The organism is Mycobacterium paragordonae (genome assembly GCF_003614435.1).
Taxonomy (GTDB): Bacteria; Actinomycetota; Actinomycetes; order Mycobacteriales; family Mycobacteriaceae; genus Mycobacterium; species Mycobacterium paragordonae.
In genome coordinates, this window is the sequence record NZ_CP025546.1 from 1,924,054 (window position 1) to 1,942,873 (window position 18,820).

At 66.0% G+C, this 18,820-nt stretch carries 20 protein-coding genes and 1 tRNA gene; 10 read left to right on the forward strand and 11 right to left on the reverse strand.

Features of this window, described 5'->3' with window-relative positions:
• Positions 1–8 precede the first annotated feature (8 nt).
• Positions 9–842, reverse strand: a complete 834-nt coding sequence (locus C0J29_RS09020) for a mycofactocin-coupled SDR family oxidoreductase (RefSeq protein ID WP_120792096.1) — start codon at positions 840–842, stop codon at positions 9–11.
• Positions 843–948: 106 nt separating this feature from the next.
• On the opposite strand from C0J29_RS09020, the gene C0J29_RS09025 reads away from it, so the two are divergent.
• The gene (locus C0J29_RS09025; protein WP_120792097.1) at positions 949–1,506 is read left to right on the forward strand and encodes a TetR/AcrR family transcriptional regulator; all 558 of its coding nucleotides are present in this window, start codon (positions 949–951) and stop codon (positions 1,504–1,506) included.
• Here the strand turns inward: C0J29_RS09025 and C0J29_RS09030 are convergent.
• On the reverse strand, positions 1,487–1,981 hold the full coding sequence (locus C0J29_RS09030; protein ID WP_120792098.1) for a nitroreductase family deazaflavin-dependent oxidoreductase: 495 nt from the start codon (positions 1,979–1,981) through the stop codon (positions 1,487–1,489). The two genes, C0J29_RS09025 and C0J29_RS09030, sit on opposite strands and share 20 nt — an antisense overlap.
• 20 nt (positions 1,982–2,001) lie before the next feature.
• The gene (locus C0J29_RS09035) at positions 2,002–2,235 is read right to left on the reverse strand and encodes a hypothetical protein (RefSeq protein ID WP_065043063.1); all 234 of its coding nucleotides are present in this window, start codon (positions 2,233–2,235) and stop codon (positions 2,002–2,004) included.
• Between the two features lie 219 nt (positions 2,236–2,454).
• Here C0J29_RS09035 and C0J29_RS09040 point away from each other — a divergent pair, with 219 nt between their 5' ends.
• Positions 2,455–2,931, forward strand: coding sequence for a DUF5994 family protein (locus tag C0J29_RS09040; protein WP_232004076.1), 477 nt, complete (start codon positions 2,455–2,457; stop codon positions 2,929–2,931).
• Here C0J29_RS09040 and C0J29_RS09045 read toward each other — a convergent pair.
• The 3 genes from C0J29_RS09045 to C0J29_RS09055 all read right to left on the reverse strand — a co-directional run bounded on the left by C0J29_RS09045 (position 2,905) and on the right by C0J29_RS09055 (position 6,844).
• Positions 2,905–4,377 (reverse strand): flavin-containing monooxygenase, encoded by a 1,473-nt coding sequence (locus C0J29_RS09045; protein ID WP_120792099.1) that lies wholly within the window; start codon positions 4,375–4,377, stop codon positions 2,905–2,907. The two genes, C0J29_RS09040 and C0J29_RS09045, sit on opposite strands and share 27 nt — an antisense overlap.
• Positions 4,378–4,581: 204 nt before the next feature.
• Positions 4,582–6,384, reverse strand: coding sequence for a sulfatase-like hydrolase/transferase (locus C0J29_RS09050; RefSeq protein WP_120792100.1), 1,803 nt, complete (start codon positions 6,382–6,384; stop codon positions 4,582–4,584).
• Positions 6,377–6,844 carry an SRPBCC family protein gene (locus C0J29_RS09055; RefSeq protein WP_120792101.1) on the reverse strand — a complete coding sequence of 156 codons (468 nt, stop codon included), beginning with the start codon at positions 6,842–6,844 and terminating at the stop codon, positions 6,377–6,379. The genes C0J29_RS09050 and C0J29_RS09055 overlap by 8 nt, the downstream gene beginning before the upstream one ends.
• Before the next feature lie 112 nt (positions 6,845–6,956).
• Here C0J29_RS09055 and C0J29_RS09060 point away from each other — a divergent pair, with 112 nt between their 5' ends.
• From C0J29_RS09060 to C0J29_RS09085, 6 genes are all read left to right on the forward strand, one after another.
• Positions 6,957–7,343 carry a DUF2750 domain-containing protein gene (locus C0J29_RS09060; RefSeq protein WP_065162200.1) on the forward strand — a complete coding sequence of 129 codons (387 nt, stop codon included), beginning with the start codon at positions 6,957–6,959 and terminating at the stop codon, positions 7,341–7,343.
• Positions 7,344–7,430: 87 nt separating this feature from the next.
• Positions 7,431–8,348 (forward strand): HpcH/HpaI aldolase/citrate lyase family protein, encoded by a 918-nt coding sequence (locus C0J29_RS09065; protein WP_120792102.1) that lies wholly within the window; start codon positions 7,431–7,433, stop codon positions 8,346–8,348.
• A 119-nt stretch (positions 8,349–8,467) separates the two neighbouring features.
• Positions 8,468–8,785, forward strand: coding sequence for a DUF732 domain-containing protein (locus tag C0J29_RS09070; protein ID WP_065043058.1), 318 nt, complete (start codon positions 8,468–8,470; stop codon positions 8,783–8,785).
• Between the two features lie 47 nt (positions 8,786–8,832).
• Complete coding sequence (locus C0J29_RS09075) at positions 8,833–9,189, forward strand: DUF488 domain-containing protein (protein WP_120792103.1); 357 nt, start codon at positions 8,833–8,835, stop codon at positions 9,187–9,189.
• A gap of 21 nt (positions 9,190–9,210) precedes the next feature.
• Positions 9,211–10,080 (forward strand): LLM class F420-dependent oxidoreductase, encoded by an 870-nt coding sequence (locus tag C0J29_RS09080; RefSeq protein WP_120792104.1) that lies wholly within the window; start codon positions 9,211–9,213, stop codon positions 10,078–10,080.
• The gene (locus C0J29_RS09085; protein ID WP_277950712.1) at positions 10,077–10,694 is read left to right on the forward strand and encodes a GNAT family N-acetyltransferase; all 618 of its coding nucleotides are present in this window, start codon (positions 10,077–10,079) and stop codon (positions 10,692–10,694) included. Before C0J29_RS09080 ends, C0J29_RS09085 begins: the two co-directional genes overlap by 4 nt.
• On the opposite strand, the gene C0J29_RS09090 is transcribed toward C0J29_RS09085, so the two are convergent.
• The 3 genes from C0J29_RS09090 to crcB (C0J29_RS09100) are packed head-to-tail and all read right to left on the reverse strand — an operon-like array spanning position 10,688 to position 12,542.
• Positions 10,688–11,785, reverse strand: coding sequence for a DUF190 domain-containing protein (locus C0J29_RS09090; RefSeq protein ID WP_120792106.1), 1,098 nt, complete (start codon positions 11,783–11,785; stop codon positions 10,688–10,690). The genes C0J29_RS09085 and C0J29_RS09090 overlap by 7 nt on opposite strands.
• Positions 11,782–12,150, reverse strand: coding sequence for a fluoride efflux transporter CrcB (gene crcB, locus C0J29_RS09095; RefSeq protein ID WP_120792107.1), 369 nt, complete (start codon positions 12,148–12,150; stop codon positions 11,782–11,784). The genes C0J29_RS09090 and crcB (C0J29_RS09095) overlap by 4 nt, the downstream gene beginning before the upstream one ends.
• On the reverse strand, positions 12,147–12,542 hold the full coding sequence (gene crcB / locus C0J29_RS09100) for a fluoride efflux transporter CrcB (RefSeq protein ID WP_120792108.1): 396 nt from the start codon (positions 12,540–12,542) through the stop codon (positions 12,147–12,149). Before crcB (C0J29_RS09100) ends, crcB (C0J29_RS09095) begins: the two co-directional genes overlap by 4 nt.
• An 80-nt stretch (positions 12,543–12,622) precedes the next feature.
• Here crcB (C0J29_RS09100) and pgm point away from each other — a divergent pair, with 80 nt between their 5' ends.
• Complete coding sequence (gene pgm, locus C0J29_RS09105) at positions 12,623–14,251, forward strand: phosphoglucomutase (alpha-D-glucose-1,6-bisphosphate-dependent) (RefSeq protein WP_120792109.1); 1,629 nt, start codon at positions 12,623–12,625, stop codon at positions 14,249–14,251.
• 149 nt (positions 14,252–14,400) lie between these two features.
• A tRNA-Ala gene (locus C0J29_RS09110) sits at positions 14,401–14,473 on the forward strand.
• Positions 14,474–14,533: 60 nt separating this feature from the next.
• Here the strand turns inward: C0J29_RS09110 and C0J29_RS09115 are convergent.
• Both C0J29_RS09115 and C0J29_RS09120 read right to left on the reverse strand, forming a co-directional pair.
• Positions 14,534–15,292 carry an SDR family oxidoreductase gene (locus C0J29_RS09115; RefSeq protein WP_120792110.1) on the reverse strand — a complete coding sequence of 253 codons (759 nt, stop codon included), beginning with the start codon at positions 15,290–15,292 and terminating at the stop codon, positions 14,534–14,536.
• Positions 15,293–15,588: 296 nt separating this feature from the next.
• Complete coding sequence (locus C0J29_RS09120) at positions 15,589–18,630, reverse strand: MMPL/RND family transporter (RefSeq protein WP_120792111.1); 3,042 nt, start codon at positions 18,628–18,630, stop codon at positions 15,589–15,591.
• Between the last annotated feature and the right edge of the window lie 190 nt (positions 18,631–18,820).

Here is an 18,820-nt window from a genome sequence, read left to right on the forward strand (position 1 = left end):
TCCTTTCGCTACTTCAGGCAACTTCCCGCGTCCACGGGCAGAGTGACGCCGGTGATGTAGCGCGCCTCGTCGGAGGCCAGAAACAGCACCGCGTTGCTGATGTCCTCGGCGTTGACCCAGGGGATCGGCAGGGTGTGGAAGCTCTGGCAGATCGGAGCCAGATCATCGGGTCCCGGATTCTCCAGATCGGGCCGAAACAGCCGGAATGTGGTCTCGTTGATCAGCAGGGGCGTATTCACATGGGTTGGGTGTACCGAATTGACCCGGATGTTGCGCGGGCCGAGCTCGACGGCGAACGACCGCATCAGCCCGACCACACCGTGCTTGGCCGCCACGTAGTGACCGGTGTGGGCATAGGATTTCAGGCCGGCCACCGAGCTGGTCAGCACGATCGAACCGCCACCGCCGGAAAGCAGATGCGGCACAGCGGCTTTCACCGACTTCCAGACACCCGTGAGGTTGACGTCGATCATCTCCTGCCACAGGTCTTCACCCATCCGGTCCAGCCGCACACCGCCGGTGCCGATCCCGGCATTGGCGATGACGATGTCCAGGCGGCCGAGTTGCTCGACCCCGCTGTCGACGGCGGCCTTGAGCGCGTCATAGTCGCGGACGTCGACCTCGGCGGTGACCACCCGGCGGTCAAGACCCTTGATCAGATCGGCGGTTTCAGCGAGATCTTCCGGTGTCGCCGCCGGTGCCGGAGAGTTCTCGAACGGCCGGCAGATATCGACGGCGATGATGTCGGCACCTTCCTGCGCCAGCCGCACCGCATGGCTACGGCCCTGGCCGCGGGCCGCTCCGGTGACGAATGCGACCTTGTCTGCTACTCGGCCGGGCATCGGCAGCCTCCTCGTTGAGTAACCTCGTTACACCCGGTACAGTAACCGTGTTACTGAGCTGAGGCAAGACTTCAAGGCAAGGGTGGATGTGGTTAGCGCTGAGGTCATGGCCCAGGAGTCCGACCCCATCCTCGATGTCGTCGTCGAGATCCTGGAAACCGAGGGTTACGACGCCGTGCAACTCCGCGAAGTGGCCAAGCGTGCGCGCACCTCGCTGACCACCATCTACAAGCGATTCCCGACCAGGGACACCCTAATCATGGCCGCCCTGCAACGCTGGATGGACGAAAACCGGTACGCCGGTCTGGCATCGCAGACGCCAGAACCCGGCGAATCCGTCTACGACGGGCTGATGCGGGTTTTCCGAACCATTTTCGAGCCCTGGGAACGTCACCCGGACATGTTGCGCGCGTACTTCCGCGCGCGGTCGGCGCCGGGTGGGCACCGGCTGGTCAGTCGCGGATTGGACGCGGTGATACCCGCCGCGATGGCCGTGCTCGCGGGCGCGCAACCGGATCTGGTCGAGGAGTTGCCGCCGATCGTGTCCAACCTCGCCTACGGTCTGGTCGCACGGTTCGCTGCCGGGGAAATCCCGATCACCGATATTCTGCCGACGCTGGACCGCGCGCTGTTCCGGCTGACCGCTAACGCGGCGAAAGGATGATCACCGGGATCTCCCGGTCGGTCCACCGCTGATACTTCTCGAAGTCCGCGTAGAGATCGACCAATCGGGGCCACAACGCGGCGCGCTCCTGCGGCGAAGCGACACGCGCCGAAACCGCAAGATTGCGTTGGCCTTTCACGTGAATCCGGGTTTCGGGGTCGGCGACGAGGTTGAAGTACCACTGCGGATTCTTCGGGTGGCCGCCCTGCGAGGCGACGATGACGAAGTCTTCTCCGTCGCGCATGTAGAGCAGGGGAGTGGTGAACAGTTTCCCCGATTTGCGACCGCGGTGTTCGAGAAGCAGTGTCGGCACCGGTTTGTCGAAGCCGGCACCGATGCGCCACTTGTTTCCGATGCGGCCGTTGGTCAGCTTGAAGATCGCGACGTGCGCCCGCGACGAGTACTTGATGATCTTGGCCGTCGCGGGTGAGGCCAGGCCGTCGGGCTTTTCTTCGGGAAGCGAAAACTTCGGCATCTGTTGCCCCCTTTTGCTCGTCAGGACGCCTTGGCGTAGCGGCGGACCAGTTGACCGTCGCGGAACGTGTCCGAGTGCTGCTGACCGTTCTTGTCGCGGCCGAAAAAGGTCCATCTGGTCGATCCGGCTTGCGGGGTGCTTATCATCCTGACCTCGTACGGAAGGTGGTCGGGAGCCACCGTGCCGATGGTGTCACCTACCCGGATCTCCGACGGATGAATCTCGGGTGCGTCGCACCAATTGTTTGTGGCCATTCCTCCATCCTCCCTTATGCCGCAGGTAATGGTGGCCGATCCCCATTCGCGACCCCCAGCGAGAGGGCTCTGGCGGTGGCGTAGCGTCAAGCGCGAGCCTTTTCGTTGTCAGCGATGGTGACCAGTAGTCAGCTACGGGCCGTGCCTCAGGGCAATGCGATTCCTCCGTCGTCCCGCACCCGCGGGGCCGACGATGCCGAGCACGAAGGAACAGCCCCGGTGAACCCCGTTAACCAAGCGCTGGGGGTGCGGCGCCAGTCCACCCCGATACGCCTGACTCTGGCGACCGAGCTCGGTAAAGACATCGACGGGGCGTGGTGGCCCCGCACCGACCGGATCGGCGTTGAGTTGCCCGAACTCATCCTGGCGCTGCGCGCGCGACTCGGCGAGATCACCAGCATCGCGGTCAACTGGCCGCCGCTGCAACGACCGCCAGACTTGAACTGGCAGGGCTGGCAGCACAAGCAGCAGCACGTGATGACGGTGACGGGTGCCGACGCGCTGGCGAACGTGCTGATCGTCCCCTACTCCACCAACGGCACGCTCGCCTTGATGATGCTGCGCCGGGCCGCCGACCTGCCCATCGCCACCGCCCACCGCGACACGGTGCCGTTCCAGACCGCGGGCTCGATCCTCTATGCGGCGCGTCAGCAACGCGCACACCCCGAACTACAGGTGGACCGCGGGCTCAAGTAGCGACCATCGGCTGCGTTCGTCGTCGGTCAGCTCGTTCGACGTAATCGCCCCGAACGCCCCGGCGTCGCGGCCGAACTGTTGTGGCGCGTCCGGGCATGCATCCGGGCCTTCAAGGCGGAAGCAGCTCGGTGCCAGGGGGCCGAACAGCAGGGCGCGACGCAGCTGCGGCCAGTTGTCCAGCCGCGGCTCCACTCCGGCCGCGCGGGCGAAGGTCAGCACGACGCGGTCCATGCGGGTCTTGCCGCCACCGGCTTCTATTGATGTTCGCGGGTCGGGCACGTGGGGAGCAGGGACAGCGCCGCTCCAGGTGTATGCGATCCATCGGGCCTGAAGCTCCAGCGGCACGAAGTATCCGCCCGACTGATCCCACAGACCCACGAATGCCAACCCGGGCAGATCGGGGTGGAAGGTGTAGCGGTCCGCGTCGAAGTGGGTGCTGCCGACGTTGAGCACCGCCCGGATGCCCTCATCGAGGAACGGCAGGCTCAGCCGGTACCCGGTGCCCAGCACCACCGCGTCGAATTCGTCGGCACGTCCGTCGGCGAAGGTCACGCGTGATCCGGTGACCGATTCCATCCACGGCCGCACCGTGATTCGGCCCGCGGCGACCATTGGCAGAAATCCGTCGTTCAACGTGACACCCGCCATCGCCATCGACGGATGAGGTGCCGGCGCCCCGTAGTCGGCGGGGTCTCCGCCGGCCTCGATCACGAATTCCTTTAACTGGCAGTCGAATTGATCTGCCGGTAGCAATTCACCGGCCAGTGCGTGGTAGCGGGTGAACATCCGGTGATCCGAGGGGACGTCGGCCACGAACTTCGGCAGGACGTAGCGTTGCCGTCGCTGGGTGACCGTCACTCGCGCCGCGCCGCCGTGAGCAAGCTCTGTCGCGATGTCGAGAGCGCTGATCGCGCTGCCGGCCACCAGTACGCGCTTGCCCTGGTAGCGCGCCGGCCCGCGATAGTGATACGTCGACGTCGCACCGAGCTGGCCGGAAAACTGTTCCAGCCCTGGGACATTCGGGATAGCAGGGGTATGAAACCTGCCAGGGGCCACAACCACGCGATCGAACTGTTCGCTGGTGCCGGAGTGGCCGAGCAACCATGCGTTGCCGGTGCGCCGCAGCAGATCGACGCGGGTGCCCAATCGGATTCGCGAGGTGATGCCGAACATGTCGGCGTAGCGGTGCAGGTAGGCCAGGATGTCGCGGTTCGAAGGATAGGCGGCGCCTTCGCCGGGCGGGAGGTCGCTGAAAGCGTTCAGGATCCGGCTGCTGTTGGTGCGCATGTGCGGCCACACGCCGCTGCTGCCGTCCAGGCCTGCCCACTGCCCACCGAGTGTCGGCCCCTGTTCGAAGAGCGCGACTTCAGAGCCCTGCGCCAGCAGCCAGCGCGCCGCGACCAGTCCGCCGGGACCGGCCCCGATCACCGCCACGCTGTCCGGCATCTTGCAACCTTCGCACGAACGAACTCGTTGCGTCAGCGCCCGCCGGTGCTGCCTCGAGATCGCCGCTGTGGTTGCGATCGACGCTGAATCGCGACCGCTACCGCAATCTCGAGGTCACTGGCTGGCGCAGCTTCGTCAAGATTGCCGCCACGGTCGTCACAGCCGCAAAAGCGCGACCATGAGGGCAATCTCGGCGGCGGACTACTAGCGAAACCGCCCCAACACCCGGCGCACCAGACCCTCCGACTCGCCGGTCGGAGGCTGCCGGGTGACGTAAGGCCACGGCTGGTTGCGCTCCGGCACCGACGACGCTCGGGCCTGCTTGAGTTGCATCCGTAGGTGCTGGCGCAAGTCGTGCAGGTCGGGGTCGGCCCAACGGTTCTGTGCCTCAACGGGATCGGCGGTCAGGTCGTAGAGCTCCCACTGGTCATCGATCGGGTCGGTGCGGTAAGCCTCGCCGCCAATCCCGTTGGCGGCCAAGTGACGTACGCCGGGTTCGGTCCAGGTGGCCGGATCGTCGAAGGTGCGCACCAGTTTCCACAAATGTCCCGAGCCGCCATCCTCAGCCGCCACTTGCACGACCAGGCCCTCGAAATTCGAGGCGACGTGCGCCGGCAGCTTGATGCGAAGTGGCGCAGGCGGATTCACGTCGCGGCCTAATTGCCGGGACAGCGCGGAAGCGCCGGTGTCGCCTTCGAGCACATTGTCGCGGGTCATCAGATAGACGGAGCGGCTCTCATCGACCGCAGCACCGTCCACCACGGGCATCAGGTCGCGGCCGGGCAGCGGGTGCACCTCGGAGAACGACTCGGCAAGCTGCGCAGCCACCGCATCGACGTCGACACCGGCGGCGCCGAGCAGCGTCGGCACCAGGTCGACGTGCGACGTCGGAGCGGCAACGCTACGCGCCTGGGTCGCGTTTGCGCCGATGCGGGCGATCACGAACGGCACCCGGGTGGCCTCGTCGTAGAGGTTGAACCACTTCTGGTGCAGCCCGCCGTGCGCTCCGAGCAGATCACCGTGATCGGAGGTGCGCACCAGCACCGCATTCTCCGAGCCGCCGTCGGTGACCGCTCGGCGCACCCGGTCGATCGGCGTGTCGACCTCTGCGTGCAGCCGGTAGTACAGGTCGCGGTAGCGCTGCGCGTTGCGCTTGTAGGAGCGGCTGATCGCGGGCGACGGACCGTACCCGGAGTAGTAGGCCTCGCGGAACGCGATCTGCGCGGCCGGCTTGGTGGACAGATCTTCATCGGCGGTGGGCGGCGCGGGCACCGGCGGCGGGTCCAGCGGGGAGGGCTGGATCGGGCTGCGCCGCACCCAGGCCGGGAAGAGCACGATGTCGTGTGGGTTGACGAAGCTCGCCACCAACAGGAACGGGCGCATCGCTTCCGGGTCACCGGCACGGCGCCGCTCATACCGGTCCTCGAGCCAGGCGACGACCCGGTCGGCGATCAGCGGGTCGCGGCGGTAGCCGCTGTTGGCGTTCCCCGCCCCGTGCGGCTCGGGACCCACCCAGCCCGAGAAGCCGTACGCATCGAGCCGGTCGGCGTCGAGATAGCGCTGCACGGCCGCCTGGTCGACGACGCCGTCGTCGTCGTTGGTGGCCAGGGAGCCGCCGGTCTCCGGGTCCTCGAGGTCGGCGTGCGAGATGTGCCACTTGCCGTCGTAGTGGGTGTCGTAGCCCGCCGCGCGGAACCAGTTGCCCAAGGTGGGCACCTCGCCCGCGCGCAGCCAGCGCAGCCGCGAGTCGTCGAAGCGCTTGCCGATGCCGTCGGTCTGGGTGACGCCGTGCAGGTCGGGGTATTGGCCGGTGAAGATGGTCGGGCGGCTCGGCACGCAGGCCAGCGAACCGGTGTAGTGCCGGGTGAAGTTCACCCCGTGCTCGTCGAACCAGCGGCGGCCGGCCAGCGTCCGCTGCCGCCAGGCGAGTATGTCGTCCGACTCATACGGCGGCACCGCCCGCTCTTCGTCGGTCATCACGATGACGATGTCGGGGCGGTCAGACATGCGCGTTCTCCGTTCGTTGGGCCAGCCCGGTTAGTAGCGCATCGGACTGCTTGGCCAGGACCCGCAGCGCGACCCATTCGGCCATCCGGGCGGGCCGCCCGGTCCCGACCTCGACAGTGCTGATCAGTGCGACTGCGGTCTGGGCTCCCACCGCGCGCAGTGTCCAGCGGTTGGCCACCCGCCGTAGCCGGGCCGGCAGTCCTTCGATGTCGTAGGCGAGCGTCGCGGGCGGGTCGAACTCGGTGATGCGCTCCACCAGGGTGTTGGGCCCCACCTGTACCCGGCGCGTGGTGCCCAACGGCCCGCCGTCGGGGCCGTGGTTGAGGATGCAGGAGTGGTCGATGCCGTCGGCCCAGGAGCTCAGCGCGCCGAAGTCGGCCAGGACATCCCAAATCGCCTGAGGCTGTGCCGCTATGGTTCGACTGCGGCTGATATCTCCCACCCCGCCATCCAACACCATGCCGCTACTCCTGTCGGTGGTTCTGAACACCTTGACCGGGAACCGCGCGACGAGCAATGCGAGCTACCTCACACTATGTCTATAGGACATTGTTTTATCAGTACGGTAAGGCGTGGCTTTGCACCTGAATGCGGAACTCGATGCTCGCTACCAGCGGTTCCTGGCGCGGGTACGCGCTGAAGGAAAGGTCTGGTTGCTCATAGACCAGGACATGCAGGGCGCGTGGGTCGAATCGAACCACTACGAAGGCGCCGATGGCGAACCCGTCGTCGTCCATCTTGTCTACTCGGCCGCCGCCTATGCCCGGCTGCACGCCAACGGGCCCTGGGCGGACAGGACGCCCGCCGCCCTTGACCTGGATGAATTTCTCAGCGGACCACTACGGCACATGCATGAGAATGGGGACTTGATGGGACCGGACTTCAACGCCGACCTCGCCGGAGTCGAGATCGAGCCGCTCGATCTCGGGCTGGCACTGCTTGGGGAGGCTGCGTCGTAGGTGCCGCAGCTCCGGGCTTCGGCGCGGTCTACGGTATGTGGCGACTAGTCCGACACCGACCGGCACGAGAAGGCGGCACAGCACGCAATGTATGACCAGGCCAATTACGACGCGACGGATCCCGCCGACGTCGGTTCACGTATCGATCCGGTTCTGGCCCGGAGTTGGCTGCTGGTCAACGGCACGCACGCCGATCGGTTCCAGGCCGCGTCGCACTCTCGCGCGGACATCGTGGTGTTCGACATCGAGGACGCGGTGGCACCCAAGGACAAGGTCAGCGCCCGGGACAATGTGGTGCGGTGGCTGGGCGCCGACAACAACGACTGGGTTCGGGTGAACGGTTTCGGCACTCCCTGGTGGGCCGACGACCTCGCGCGATTGGCCGACACCCCGGTCGGCGGGGTGATGCTGGCGATGGTCGAATCGGTGGACCACGTCACCGAGACCGCCAAGCGCCTGCCGAACGTGCCGATCGTGGCGCTGGTGGAAACGGCCCGCGGTCTGGAGCGCATCACCGAGATCGCGGCAGCCAAGGGCACCTTCCGGCTCGCCTTCGGCATCGGCGATTTCCGGCGCGACACCGGCTTCGGTGAAGAACCGGCGACGCTGGCCTACGCGCGCTCCCGGTTCACCATCGCCGCCAAGGCGGCGGGGCTGGCCAGCGCCATCGACGGCCCCACCATCGGCTCCAACCCGCTGAAACTGATCGAGGCGACCGCCGTTTCCGTCGAGTTCGGCATGACCGGCAAAATCTGCCTGTCACCGGACCAATGCGCCGTCGTCAATGAGGGCCTGTCCCCGTCCCAGGACGAAATCGGCTGGGCGAAAGAGTTTTTCGCCGAGTTCGAACGTGACGGGGGAGAGATCCGCAACGGGTCGGACCTGCCCCGCATCGCCCGCGCCACTAAGATCCTCGACCTGGCCCGCTCGTACGGCATCGTGGCATCGGAGTTCGAGGACGAACAGGTGCACTCGCCGGCACCCTCGGACACCTACCACTACTGAGGTCGTCAGGTCGAGCTGGTCGGCTAACCGCTTCCGAACTCGTCAGCACCGGCGTAACGTCTGCTTCTAGCCATTTTTGGAGGTTGACGATGAGGCACCTAGCAACCTTGGCAGCATCGGTGAGCGTGCTGGCGGTCTTGATCTGTCCGGTGGCCCAAGCCGATCCGAACCTGAGCCCCGAGGACGCCAACTTCGGGAAATATCTCGCACAGGCCGGGATCAACAATCAGAGCCATGTTCCGCTGCAAGTGCTGATCGGCGAGGCGCACGCGGCCTGTGCGATGTTGGACCAGAGTCCTACCACTGAGCAGTGGCACGCTGCAGTCGACATGATCGCCGCCGGACCAGGAAGCTTCAGCAAAACCGACGCGAGAACGATTGGGCAGGCGGGGGTCAACAGCTACTGTCGCAACTACACTCAGCTGAGCAATACGTAGTGAATTCGGCTGTGTGACAAACGATCGGCGACCGATACGCTAACCGTATGCCGGCCAAGAGTCAGATCAAGATGGCGCGGATCTATGACGACGTCGATCCTGACGATGGCCAGCGGGTGCTGGTCGACGGCATCTGGCCGCGCGGCATCCGCAAGGACGACCCGCGAGTGGGCATCTGGCGCAAAGATGTTGCGCCGTCCAGGGAACTGCGGGAGTGGTACCACCACCAGGCGGAGCGGTTCGACGAGTTCGCGGCGCGTTACGAGGCCGAACTGGCCGGCAGTCCCGCCTTGGAGGACCTTCGCGAGCTGGCCCGGCAGGGCGTGGTGACACTGGTCACCGCGACCCGCGAGGTGGAGGGCAGTCACGTGGCCGTCTTGGCGAAGCTCCTCGAGAGGCGCTGACTCACGTGAGACCATCGTGGGATGCAGCTGGGATTGCATGCGCTGGGGATCGGGTCCGGCGCTGACCGATCGGTGATCGACGCCGTCGCCGCGGCGGCGGAGGGCCACGGGTTCGCCACGTTGTGGGCGGGCGAACACGTCGTGATGGTGGACGACTCCGAGTCCCGCTACCCGTACTCCGACAGCGGCGCGATTGCCGTTCCCGCGGAGGCGGATTGGCTGGACCCGGTGATTGCGCTCAGCTTTGCCGCGGCCGCGTCGTCGCGGATCCGGCTGGCCACCGGTGTGCTGCTGCTACCCGAGCACAACCCGGTGATCGTGGCCAAGCAGGCGGCCAGTCTGGACCGCCTCAGCGGTGGCCGGCTGACACTCGGCATCGGCGTCGGGTGGTCCCGGGAGGAGTTCGAGGCGCTCGGCGTGCCGTTCCAGGGACGCGCCGCGCGCACCGCGGAATACGTCGCCGCGATGCGCACGCTGTGGCGCGAGGAGGTCGCGTCTTTCGACGGACGCTTCGTCGCCTTCGATTCGATTCGGGTGAACCCGAAACCCGTTGCTGGACAGGGAATCCCCGTCGTGGTCGGCGGCAACAGCGACGCTGCGCTGCGCCGGGTCGCTGACTGGGGCGACGGGTGGTACGGGTTCAACCTCGACGGTGTCGAGGAGGTTCGGGACCGGGTCGGGCGACTCGAGAAGCTGTGTATAGAGGCGGGGCGTGACCGGGCGAGGTTGCGGCTGGCGGTAGCCTTGGCTGCAGCCCGGGTAGATGATGTCGGTGCTTTGGCCGAGCTAGGTGTCGACGAGCTGGTACTGGTGGAGACGCCGCCGGACAGCGCCGACGCTGTGCCCGGCTGGATTTCGGCTTTGGCAGACGAATGGAAATCCGCGCTATGAAGCTGTTACCGCGAGAACTGGCCGATCTTCCGGACGAGATTCGCCGCGTGCCGGCGCCCCCGACGCCCGAGGTGCCGTCACCCTATGCCTGCCGGCTGGCTGATCCCGATACCGATGCCGAACTGATCGCCGAATGGATGAGCGATCCGCGATTGGTGCGCAACTGGGGCCAGCCCTGGTCGGCGTCCCAGTGGCGCGAGTGTCTGCGCGCACAACTCGCCGGCGACTATTGCCGGCCGTTCATCGGCAGCATCGACGGGGTGGATCACGGCTATGTCGAGTTATATCGGGCCGCAAAAGATCTGGTCTCGACCCAATACGAGTGTGACCCTTCGGATCTGGGAGTTCGGCTGGCAATGGCCGATCTGAAAGTCTTGAGTCAGGGCGTGGTGCTGTTGCTGCTGCCGCACTTCGTGGCCAGTGTCTTCAATGCCGACCCGCAGTGCCGCCGGATCATGTTCGACCCAGAACATCGCAATGCGCCGCTGCGGGAGTTCTGCGAGAAGGGCGGTTGCGTCTTTTTGTGCGAACACGACAGCCTGGATCAGCGCCGTGCGCTCTACGTGCTGCCTCGCACGCTGGATGACATACCGCGCCTGCGGGAGTCTCAATAGTCGTATTCGGCCAGCGGTGTCTCGGGCACTCGCGGCGTGCCGTCCAGTGACATGGCCGCCGGCACCATCTCGCTGGTGACCAGCCCGTGGCGGGCCGTCAACTCGTCGATGATGGTGAAGCTGCGGGCGATCGCGTCGGGGGTGTCGACCACGATGGTCATCAACGGCACCTTGCGAACGAGCTGAAACAGCCTGTCCCCGTGTGGTTTATGGTCGCCGTGAAAGCCCCAGGTGCCACGCAGCACGGTCGCACCCCTTGCCGTTCGGGCGCGCATCAGTTGTTGCACGATCGCTCGGTGGATCGGCTGGCCGTCATCGTGGTCGCCGTCGGCGGTGTGCACCATCAGCTTCTGCCACAGTGTGCGTCCCTGGCTGTCGGTGGGTGGTAGCTCCTGCGGGCGGGCGAACAATTCGCCGTCGCGTTTGCACAGCCGGACCCGCTCGATGGTCAGCAGTGGGTTGGGCAACAGGGTGGCCAGTTCGGCGGCCGCGGCCGACACCTGCGGGGGCAGGCCGATGCCGATGATCATCTGCGGCACGTTGACGTTGCGGCCGAAGAACCTGGCCCGCTGGCGCTGACCGTACGCGGTGCCGTCCACGCCGAGAAGTACTGTGGCTCCGGCGAATCCGTGGCGGTACAGCACCTCACAGACGGCCAGGTGGGCCGCCTTGCCGGCGACGCGCACCTGCCGGCCCACGTAGATGGTCAGCTTGGCGGCGTCGCCGGTGCGGCTGTCGATTTCACTGAGCGCATCGGTGCCGCTGTCGCGGGTGATCAGGCGCGCACGTTCCAGCGTCACCAACCCGTGGCCGGTGATTTCGGTGACGTCGTTCACGAGACCGCGAATCTTGGATTCGACGTCGACGGCGACGATCGTCACTGGCGGATCCTCGGAAAGGCTGAGCGAAACGTCGCTGTGCAGACCACCGGTGGGGCCGAAACTCGCGACTCCCCGCATCATCACGCTGGTCGCCACGCTGCGGGCACCGAAGAGGTCCAGCATTTCGTCGGCCAGGAATCGTCGGGGGTTGCCGAGGGCGCGCTGCCGCTCGCCGAAGTAGGCGGTCAGCTTCAGGCTCTTCTCGCTCATACCAGCCCCGCGATCCGTTGTCCCAGCAGCACCGCGCCCAGTCCGAGCAGGACGCTGACGGCAATGTTGGCGAACGCGGCCAGCATCTGGCGCTCCTCGCTGAGGCGCTGAGTTTCCAGCATCCAGGTGGAGAACGTGGTGTAGGCGCCGACGAACGCGGTGCCGATCAGCAGGGACACGTCCTTAGGCAGGGCCAGGCTGGTCAGGAAACCCAGCAGGGCCGCGCCGGTGATGTTGACGGTCAGCGTGCCGTACGGGAACGGGCGGCCCACCCGCCGGGCCACCGTGCGATCCACCAGGAACCGCGTCACCGATCCGATGCCGCCGATCAGCATGACACCGAGCCAGACCAGGACCGTCGTCATCGGATGCGCACCCGGCGTACCAGGGCGGTGGCCAGGTATACCGCCACGAGTCCCAGCGCGATGCTGACGACGGTGTAGGTGAGGGCCAGCACCCAGTGACCGTGTTCGACCATCCTGACGGTTTCGACCTGCATGGTGGAGAAAGTGGTTAAGCCACCGCACAATCCGGTTCCCAGCAGCGGGCGCCGGTAGCTCGACAACGGCAGCCGTTCCAGCAGTCGGGTGGTCAAGTAGCCGACCAGGAAAGCGCCGACGATATTGACCACGAAGGTCGGCCACGGCCATCGCCCCGGATCGGGGACGGCGAGCGTGGCCAGGGCGGCCCGGGCCAGCGAGCCGAGCGCACCGCCGGCGAAGATGGCCGCCAACTCGCGATAGTCAGGCCGTGCCACGGGCTGTTTCCTTCCGGTCTGCCAACTGTGCGCCTACGCAGCCTAAAGCGTGTAGCGGCTAGCGGGCAGAATTGTTGACCATGGCCAACCCGCGAGCCGGTCAGCCGGCCCAGCCCGCAGACCTTGTCGACCTGCCGCACCTGGTGACGGCGTACTACACGATTGCGCCCGATCCCGACGACGTCGCACAGCAGGTGGTGTTCGGCACCTCGGGCCATCGGGGTTCGGCCTTGAACGGTGCCTTCAACGAGGCGCACATTCTCGCGACCACTCAGGCCATCGTCGAGTACCGCGCGGCGCAGGGGACCACCGGGCCGTTGTTCATCGGCCGCGACACCCATGGCCTCTCGGAACCGGCCTGGGTGTCGGCGCTGGAGGTGCTGGCCGGCAATGATGTTGTCGCCGTGGTTGATTCGCGAGACCGGTACACACCGACACCGGCTGTGAGCCATGCCATCCTGAGCTATAACCGGGGTCGCACCGACGGGCTGGCCGACGGGATTGTGGTGACGCCGTCGCACAACCCGCCGGCCGACGGGGGCTTCAAGTACAACCCGCCCAACGGTGGTCCGGCCGACAGCGCCGCGACGGGCCTGATTGCCAAGCGCGCCAACGAGATTCTGCGGGACTTGTCATCGGTGCGCCGGGTGCCGCTGGCGCGGGCTCTTAGTCTGGTGCAACGCCATGACTATCTGAGTGCCTATGTCGACGACCTGGTCAATGTGGTGGACATCGACGCGATCCGCGCGGCCGGCGTGAGCATCGGCGCCGATCCGTTGGGTGGGGCCAGCGTCGACTACTGGGCTGAGATCGCCTCGCGGCACCGCCTGAATCTGACGGTGGTCAACCCGCTGGTCGATGCGACGTGGCGGTTCATGACGCTGGATCACGACGGCAAGATCCGGATGGATTGCAGCTCGCCGGACGCGATGGCTGGGCTGATAGCGAACCGGGACCGTTATCAGATCGCCACGGGCAACGACGCCGACTCCGACCGCCACGGCATCGTCACGCCCGACGGAGGGCTGCTGAACCCGAACCACTACCTGGCCGTGGCGATCGACTACCTGTTCACCCACCGGCCGTCGTGGCCGGCCGGAGTGGGCGTCGGCAAGACGGCGGTCAGTTCGTCGATCATCGACCGGGTGGTGGCCGGCATCGGCCGGGAGCTGGTGGAGGTGCCGGTCGGATTCAAGTGGTTCGTCGACGGGCTGATCGGCGGGACCATCGGGTTCGGGGGTGAGGAGTCGGCGGGGGCGTCGTTCCTGCGGCGCGACGGCTCGGTGTGGACCACGGATAAGGACGGGATCATCCTGGCGCTGCTGGCCTCGGAGATCCTGGCGGTGACCGGTCTGACGCCGTCGCAGCGCTATGCGCAGTTGACCTCCGAGTACGGAGCGCCGGTGTATGCCCGGGTGGATGCGCCGGCCGACCGGGAGCAGAAAACCCGGTTGGGGCGGTTGTCGGCCTCGGAGGTGACCGCCACGGAACTGGCGGGCGAGCCGATCGTGGCGAAGTTGACGACCGCGCCCGGCAACGGCGCGCCGCTGGGCGGGCTGAAGGTCGTGACAGCGAACGCCTGGTTCGCCGCCCGGCCGTCGGGGACCGAGGACGTCTACAAGATCTACGCCGAGTCGTTCCTGGGGGCGGAGCATCTGGCCAAGGTGCAGGCGGTGGCGCGGGAGCTGGTCAACGGCGTCATCGGATAGGCGCCGAGCGTCACATGCGTCACACCAGTACCTCCAGGGAAGTGGTGCGTCCGCAGCGAACTGGATATCGCGGGTGATATCACCCCTTGCTCACCAGCGACTTTGAACGCGTGTGGCCGGTGGTGTAGCTTCGATGAGCACGACATCTTGGGGCTATGGCGCAGCTGGTAGCGCACCACACTGGCAGTGTGGGGGTCAGGGGTTCGAGTCCCCTTAGCTCCACTCATTTGGACATGGACCGTTTGTTGCGCAGCTGACAGTCATCGGAAGAAGCCGAGCGGGTCAGCGCCGCGCCAGCCAGTCGGCCAGCCGCATAGTGCCAAGTTCGGCGTCATCGTCAGTGACGAGCGTTGTTTCGTCTATGTGCAGCCCGGAGTACGTCGCCGACGGGTCTTCAACGACGTCGAGTGTGCGGCTCTGATGGAACAGGACCGCGCGGACCATGTCGGCGAATGACATCTTCTGCGGGCCGCCGATGTTGTGGATGGCGTTGAGCGATTTGCCGGTCGCGATGCGTGCCAGGATCGCCGTGACCTCGGCGGAGTCAATGGGCTGTATCAGAGCCACCGGGGCGCGAACCTCGTCGGCGACCGTGAGCGAGTCGGTGATGGGTTCGGCTAGTTCGTGGAACTGCGTGGCCCGCAGGACTGTCCAGGGAAGTCCCGAGGATGCGGCCGCCGTCTCCTGGGCAATCTTGCCGCGCATGTACCCGGCGTCGGCGGCCAACACGTCCGCACCGACGATCGACAGGACGACGTAATGTCCGACGCCGGCCTTGGCGGCGGCGGCGGACAGGTTGGCCGAAGTCTGCGTGAAGAACGCTTCGGAGGAGTCTTCGGGGGTGGCGGAGTTGATCACGTCGATGACGACGTCGGCGCCGACGAGAGCATTGTCGAGGCCTTCGCCGGTGAGGACGTCGGTGCCGGAGGCGCGGGTCGCTTCGGTGACTTCGTGGCCGGCCTTGCTGAGCAGGGGGACGAGTTGGCGCCCGATCAGTCCGGTGGCGCCGATGACCGTGATCTTCTTTGTTGGCTCACTCATTGCCGTTCTGTGCTTCTTTCGAGTAGCTGCGGTCGAATAGTCTGGCGGAGAGGTTCTTTGGTGACCGGCGTTCAATGCATGGCCGGTCCGGTCTTAATGGGAGCGTAGTGGCCGGTGGTGGTCACGCGGCCCGCGCCGGCGAAAAACGCGATCGTGCGGCGACATCGCCGGGACCGTATGAAGCTGGCCGTCGTGTCGGCGGCGGCGAGAATCCAGAGTTCGGTGTCGGTCCACTGCGCAGGGAGTGGTCGTCGGGCCAGTCGAGTATTCGTCCTCCGTATCCCGGCCGGCTCACCTCATCGATGTGGCCACCAGCTCTTCTCACGCAACAGCGTGGCGATGGCAGGGACAGTGACGGTTCGGACGACGAAGGTATCCAGCAGAAGCCCGCATCCGATGATGAACCCCGCTTGGATCATCATGCCGACTGATCCGATCATCAAGCCGAACATGCTGGCGGCGAAGATGATTCCTGCCGAGGTGATGACGGACCCGGTGTTGGCGACGGTGCGTAGGACGCCGACGCGCATGTTGCTGGTGGATTCTTCACGGAGTCGGGATACCAGCAGCATGTTGTAGTCGGCGCCGACGGCGACCAGCAGGATAAAGGCCAAAAGCGGTACCGGCCAGGCGATGTCGTGACCAAGCCCGTACTGGAACACGAGAACTCCCAATCCCAGGGCGGCAAAATAGTTCAACACGACGGTGCCCAGCAGGTAGAGCGGGGCGACCAGAGCACGCAACAGCAGAATCAAGACGATCCCGACGACCAGCAGGGTAGCGGTGGCCAGGCGGTTGAAGTCGTTGGACAGCAGATGTTGCAGGTCGGAGTTCACGGCGGGAAAGCCGACCATGGAGATCACAGTGTTCGCCAGCGACGTGTTGGGTCTGGCGGCGTTGGCCGTGTCCACGATGGTGCGGTTCAAGGCCATGGCGTCGGCAGAGTAGGGATCGAAGGAGGAGGCGATGGCGAACCGGGCCGTGCGCCCGTCCGGGGACACGAATTGGCGTGCTAGATCTCCGAATCGACGATCGCCGAGTGCATCAGGCGGCAGGTAGAAGCCAGCAGCGGAGTCTGATCCGGAGGTGGCACGTGCGGAGTTCTGCAGCTGGGTGGCGATCTTGCTCATGCCGCCGAGCAGTTGAATGTTGCTGTCGGCCAGGGTGCGAACTCCGGTTGCCAGTGCCTGCGCGCCTGCGGCGAGACGGCTGACGCCGTCTTGGAGGCGGTGGACGTTGCCGACGAGGTCCGCGGGGTTCCCTGCGGCGCCGAGGGTTTGTTGCATGGTGGTGGCGGCACTGTGGATGCCGGTGAGTGTGCTGGCCAGGGATGCGTTCTGGCTGAATTGGTCGCTCAGGCTGGCGATCTGATCGAAGAATCCGCCGTTGCGCAGCGTGACGAGTACCCGGGTTTCGTCGCGCAGTTGCGTGCATTCGGGGGTAGTGGCACACCACGGCGAGGCGTCGAGGCTCTGGACCAGGGGCTCGATGACCGCGATAGCGGTCGCGGCTCGTTCGGCCAGTGTCCGTAGTCCCGCGCCGCTGCGCACGGCTTGATCGAGACTCGGCGCGGTGGCGTCGAGTTGTTGCAGCAGCGGACGGGCGTTCTGCAACTGCTGGCCGGCGTTTTGGGCTTGGCTGAGCAGGCCGGTCAGCGGAGCCAGTGCGCGCCGCAGTGTGGTGTCGAGTTGGCCGAGGCCGGCAGCGAGTTGGTCGGCTCCATTGGTGAGCTTGGCAAGGTCGTCTCGGTGGGCTTGTCCGTCGGCGACCGCGCCAGCCATTCTGTCGCCGATTTGTCCGTTCTGCCATGACAATTGCGCTTCATCGAGCCGCTTTCCGGTGGGGCGGGTGACTCCGGAAACCCGCTTCACCCCGGGGAGCTGCGCGACCCGTGACGCTAGTTCGTCCAGGTCGGCCAGGCCCTTTGCGGTGCGCATGTCGGTGCTGGATCGCACCAGCAGGAATTCGTTGAGGACGGTGTCCTTGGGGAAGTGTCGGTCTAGCAGCTGGTAACCCAGATTGCTACCCGTGTTTGCGGGTTGGCCCGCCCGGTCGTCATAGGTGATCCGCATCCCGGCCACGACGCCGGCCAGAGCCAGGAGCACGACCAGGCTGGCGGCCAGCAGTCGCCCCGGTCGCCGAACTACCACGACGGCAACACGGTTCCAGTACCGGCGGGAGAGGTCGGCGCGGGGCTCGGCGATGCCCCGCTTGGCGGCGAGCGCCAAGACCGGCGGGAGCAGCGTCACGGTGGCGAGAAAACCGATCAGCACGGCAACAGCGCACGCGGGGCCGACGCCCTTGAACACACTGAGACGGGCGAAAACCATTGCGGCGAAAGCCAACGCGACGGTGGCAGCCGAGGCAAGGATGACGCGCCCAATGCTGCCGCACGCATGGGTGATCGCCTGTTCTGGATCGACGTTTTGTCGTCGTTGTTCGTGGTAGCGGCTGATGAAGAACACGGTGTAGTCGGTCCCGGCGCCCAACAGGATGGCAACCAGGAAGGTGATGGTGAATTGTGAGACAGGCACACCGAATTGAGCGAGCGCCGACAGGACACCGCGGGCGACGGCCACGCTGACGCCAATGACCAGCAGCGGTAGCAGTGCGGTGAACATCGATCGGTAGACCAGAAGCAAAATCAGCGCGATGAGAACGGCGGTGACAACCGAGACGATCAGCGCATCGTGCTCGCCGGCCGCGATCTGATCATGAAAGGTCGCGGCGGGTCCGGTCACATGCGCGGTAGTCGCAGACCCGGCGAATACCGAGGCGACGGTCGCGCGCACCGCATCAACCGACGCGGCTGATTTGGGGTCACCGAGTGTGCCCGCGATCCCGACCGGAAGGAACCAGGCTTTTCCGTCTGTGCTCACCACACCGGTCCGGGTGATCGGGTCGGCTAGGAGATCCTGTACCAGCAGCACGTGCGCGCGGTCGGCGCGCAGCTTGGAAACAACCGTGTCATAGCGCTGCCGCGCCGACGGGGTCAAACCGGCCGGGTCTTCCATTGCGACGACGACCGTGGTCTTGGCGCCCCGCTCGTTGAATGCCGCCGCCATGTCATCGACTGCGCGAAATGACGCGACGTCATTGGGGAGCAGCTGTATCGACTGTTGACGCACGACGGTCTCCAACTGCGGGAAGACCACGGCCAGGATCACCGCCACGCCGATCCACGCGCCGATCACCAGAGTCTTGTGCCGCACGGCGAATGCACCGAGCGCCGCCAGGCGAGTGCTGTATTCACCGGTGGATTCACGCGACGGGCTCCCGCCAGTCGGGCAACTTCGCGGTGACTCAAGGGTTTCCGTCGTGGCGCCGTCCGAATCCATCACAACAAACCACCGGCGATCGACAACCAGATCGCTCCGATCGTCAGACAGATCGCCGCCATCGCCGCGGACCTACCACCGGACGGAAACCGAGGAGCCAACGTGTTCGGGCTATAAGAAATGTCCGCTGCGAAAAAGAATCTGAGCAGCCGAACTTCAACCTGTGCCGTCGGTGTTTCACCTGGCGGAA

What these genes read in the sequence shown, in the direction of transcription:
- C0J29_RS09065 (WP_120792102.1), top strand. Translation starts at nt 7,431, where the DNA reads ATGTATGACCAGGCCAATTACGACGCGACGGATCCCGCCGACGTCGGT.
- C0J29_RS09055 (WP_120792101.1), bottom strand. Translation starts at nt 6,844, where the DNA reads ATGGTGTTGGATGGCGGGGTGGGAGATATCAGCCGCAGTCGAACCATA.
- C0J29_RS09050 (WP_120792100.1), bottom strand. Translation starts at nt 6,384, where the DNA reads ATGTCTGACCGCCCCGACATCGTCATCGTGATGACCGACGAAGAGCGG.
- C0J29_RS09075 (WP_120792103.1), top strand. Translation starts at nt 8,833, where the DNA reads ATGCCGGCCAAGAGTCAGATCAAGATGGCGCGGATCTATGACGACGTC.
- C0J29_RS09080 (WP_120792104.1), top strand. Translation starts at nt 9,211, where the DNA reads ATGCAGCTGGGATTGCATGCGCTGGGGATCGGGTCCGGCGCTGACCGA.
- pgm (WP_120792109.1), top strand. Translation starts at nt 12,623, where the DNA reads ATGGCCAACCCGCGAGCCGGTCAGCCGGCCCAGCCCGCAGACCTTGTC.
- C0J29_RS09085 (WP_277950712.1), top strand. Translation starts at nt 10,077, where the DNA reads ATGAAGCTGTTACCGCGAGAACTGGCCGATCTTCCGGACGAGATTCGC.
- C0J29_RS09035 (WP_065043063.1), bottom strand. Translation starts at nt 2,235, where the DNA reads ATGGCCACAAACAATTGGTGCGACGCACCCGAGATTCATCCGTCGGAG.
- C0J29_RS09120 (WP_120792111.1), bottom strand. Translation starts at nt 18,630, where the DNA reads ATGGATTCGGACGGCGCCACGACGGAAACCCTTGAGTCACCGCGAAGT.
- C0J29_RS09045 (WP_120792099.1), bottom strand. Translation starts at nt 4,377, where the DNA reads ATGCCGGACAGCGTGGCGGTGATCGGGGCCGGTCCCGGCGGACTGGTC.
- crcB (WP_120792107.1), bottom strand. Translation starts at nt 12,150, where the DNA reads ATGACGACGGTCCTGGTCTGGCTCGGTGTCATGCTGATCGGCGGCATC.
- C0J29_RS09030 (WP_120792098.1), bottom strand. Translation starts at nt 1,981, where the DNA reads ATGCCGAAGTTTTCGCTTCCCGAAGAAAAGCCCGACGGCCTGGCCTCA.
- C0J29_RS09090 (WP_120792106.1), bottom strand. Translation starts at nt 11,785, where the DNA reads ATGAGCGAGAAGAGCCTGAAGCTGACCGCCTACTTCGGCGAGCGGCAG.
- C0J29_RS09025 (WP_120792097.1), top strand. Translation starts at nt 949, where the DNA reads ATGGCCCAGGAGTCCGACCCCATCCTCGATGTCGTCGTCGAGATCCTG.
- C0J29_RS09115 (WP_120792110.1), bottom strand. Translation starts at nt 15,292, where the DNA reads ATGAGTGAGCCAACAAAGAAGATCACGGTCATCGGCGCCACCGGACTG.
- C0J29_RS09020 (WP_120792096.1), bottom strand. Translation starts at nt 842, where the DNA reads ATGCCCGGCCGAGTAGCAGACAAGGTCGCATTCGTCACCGGAGCGGCC.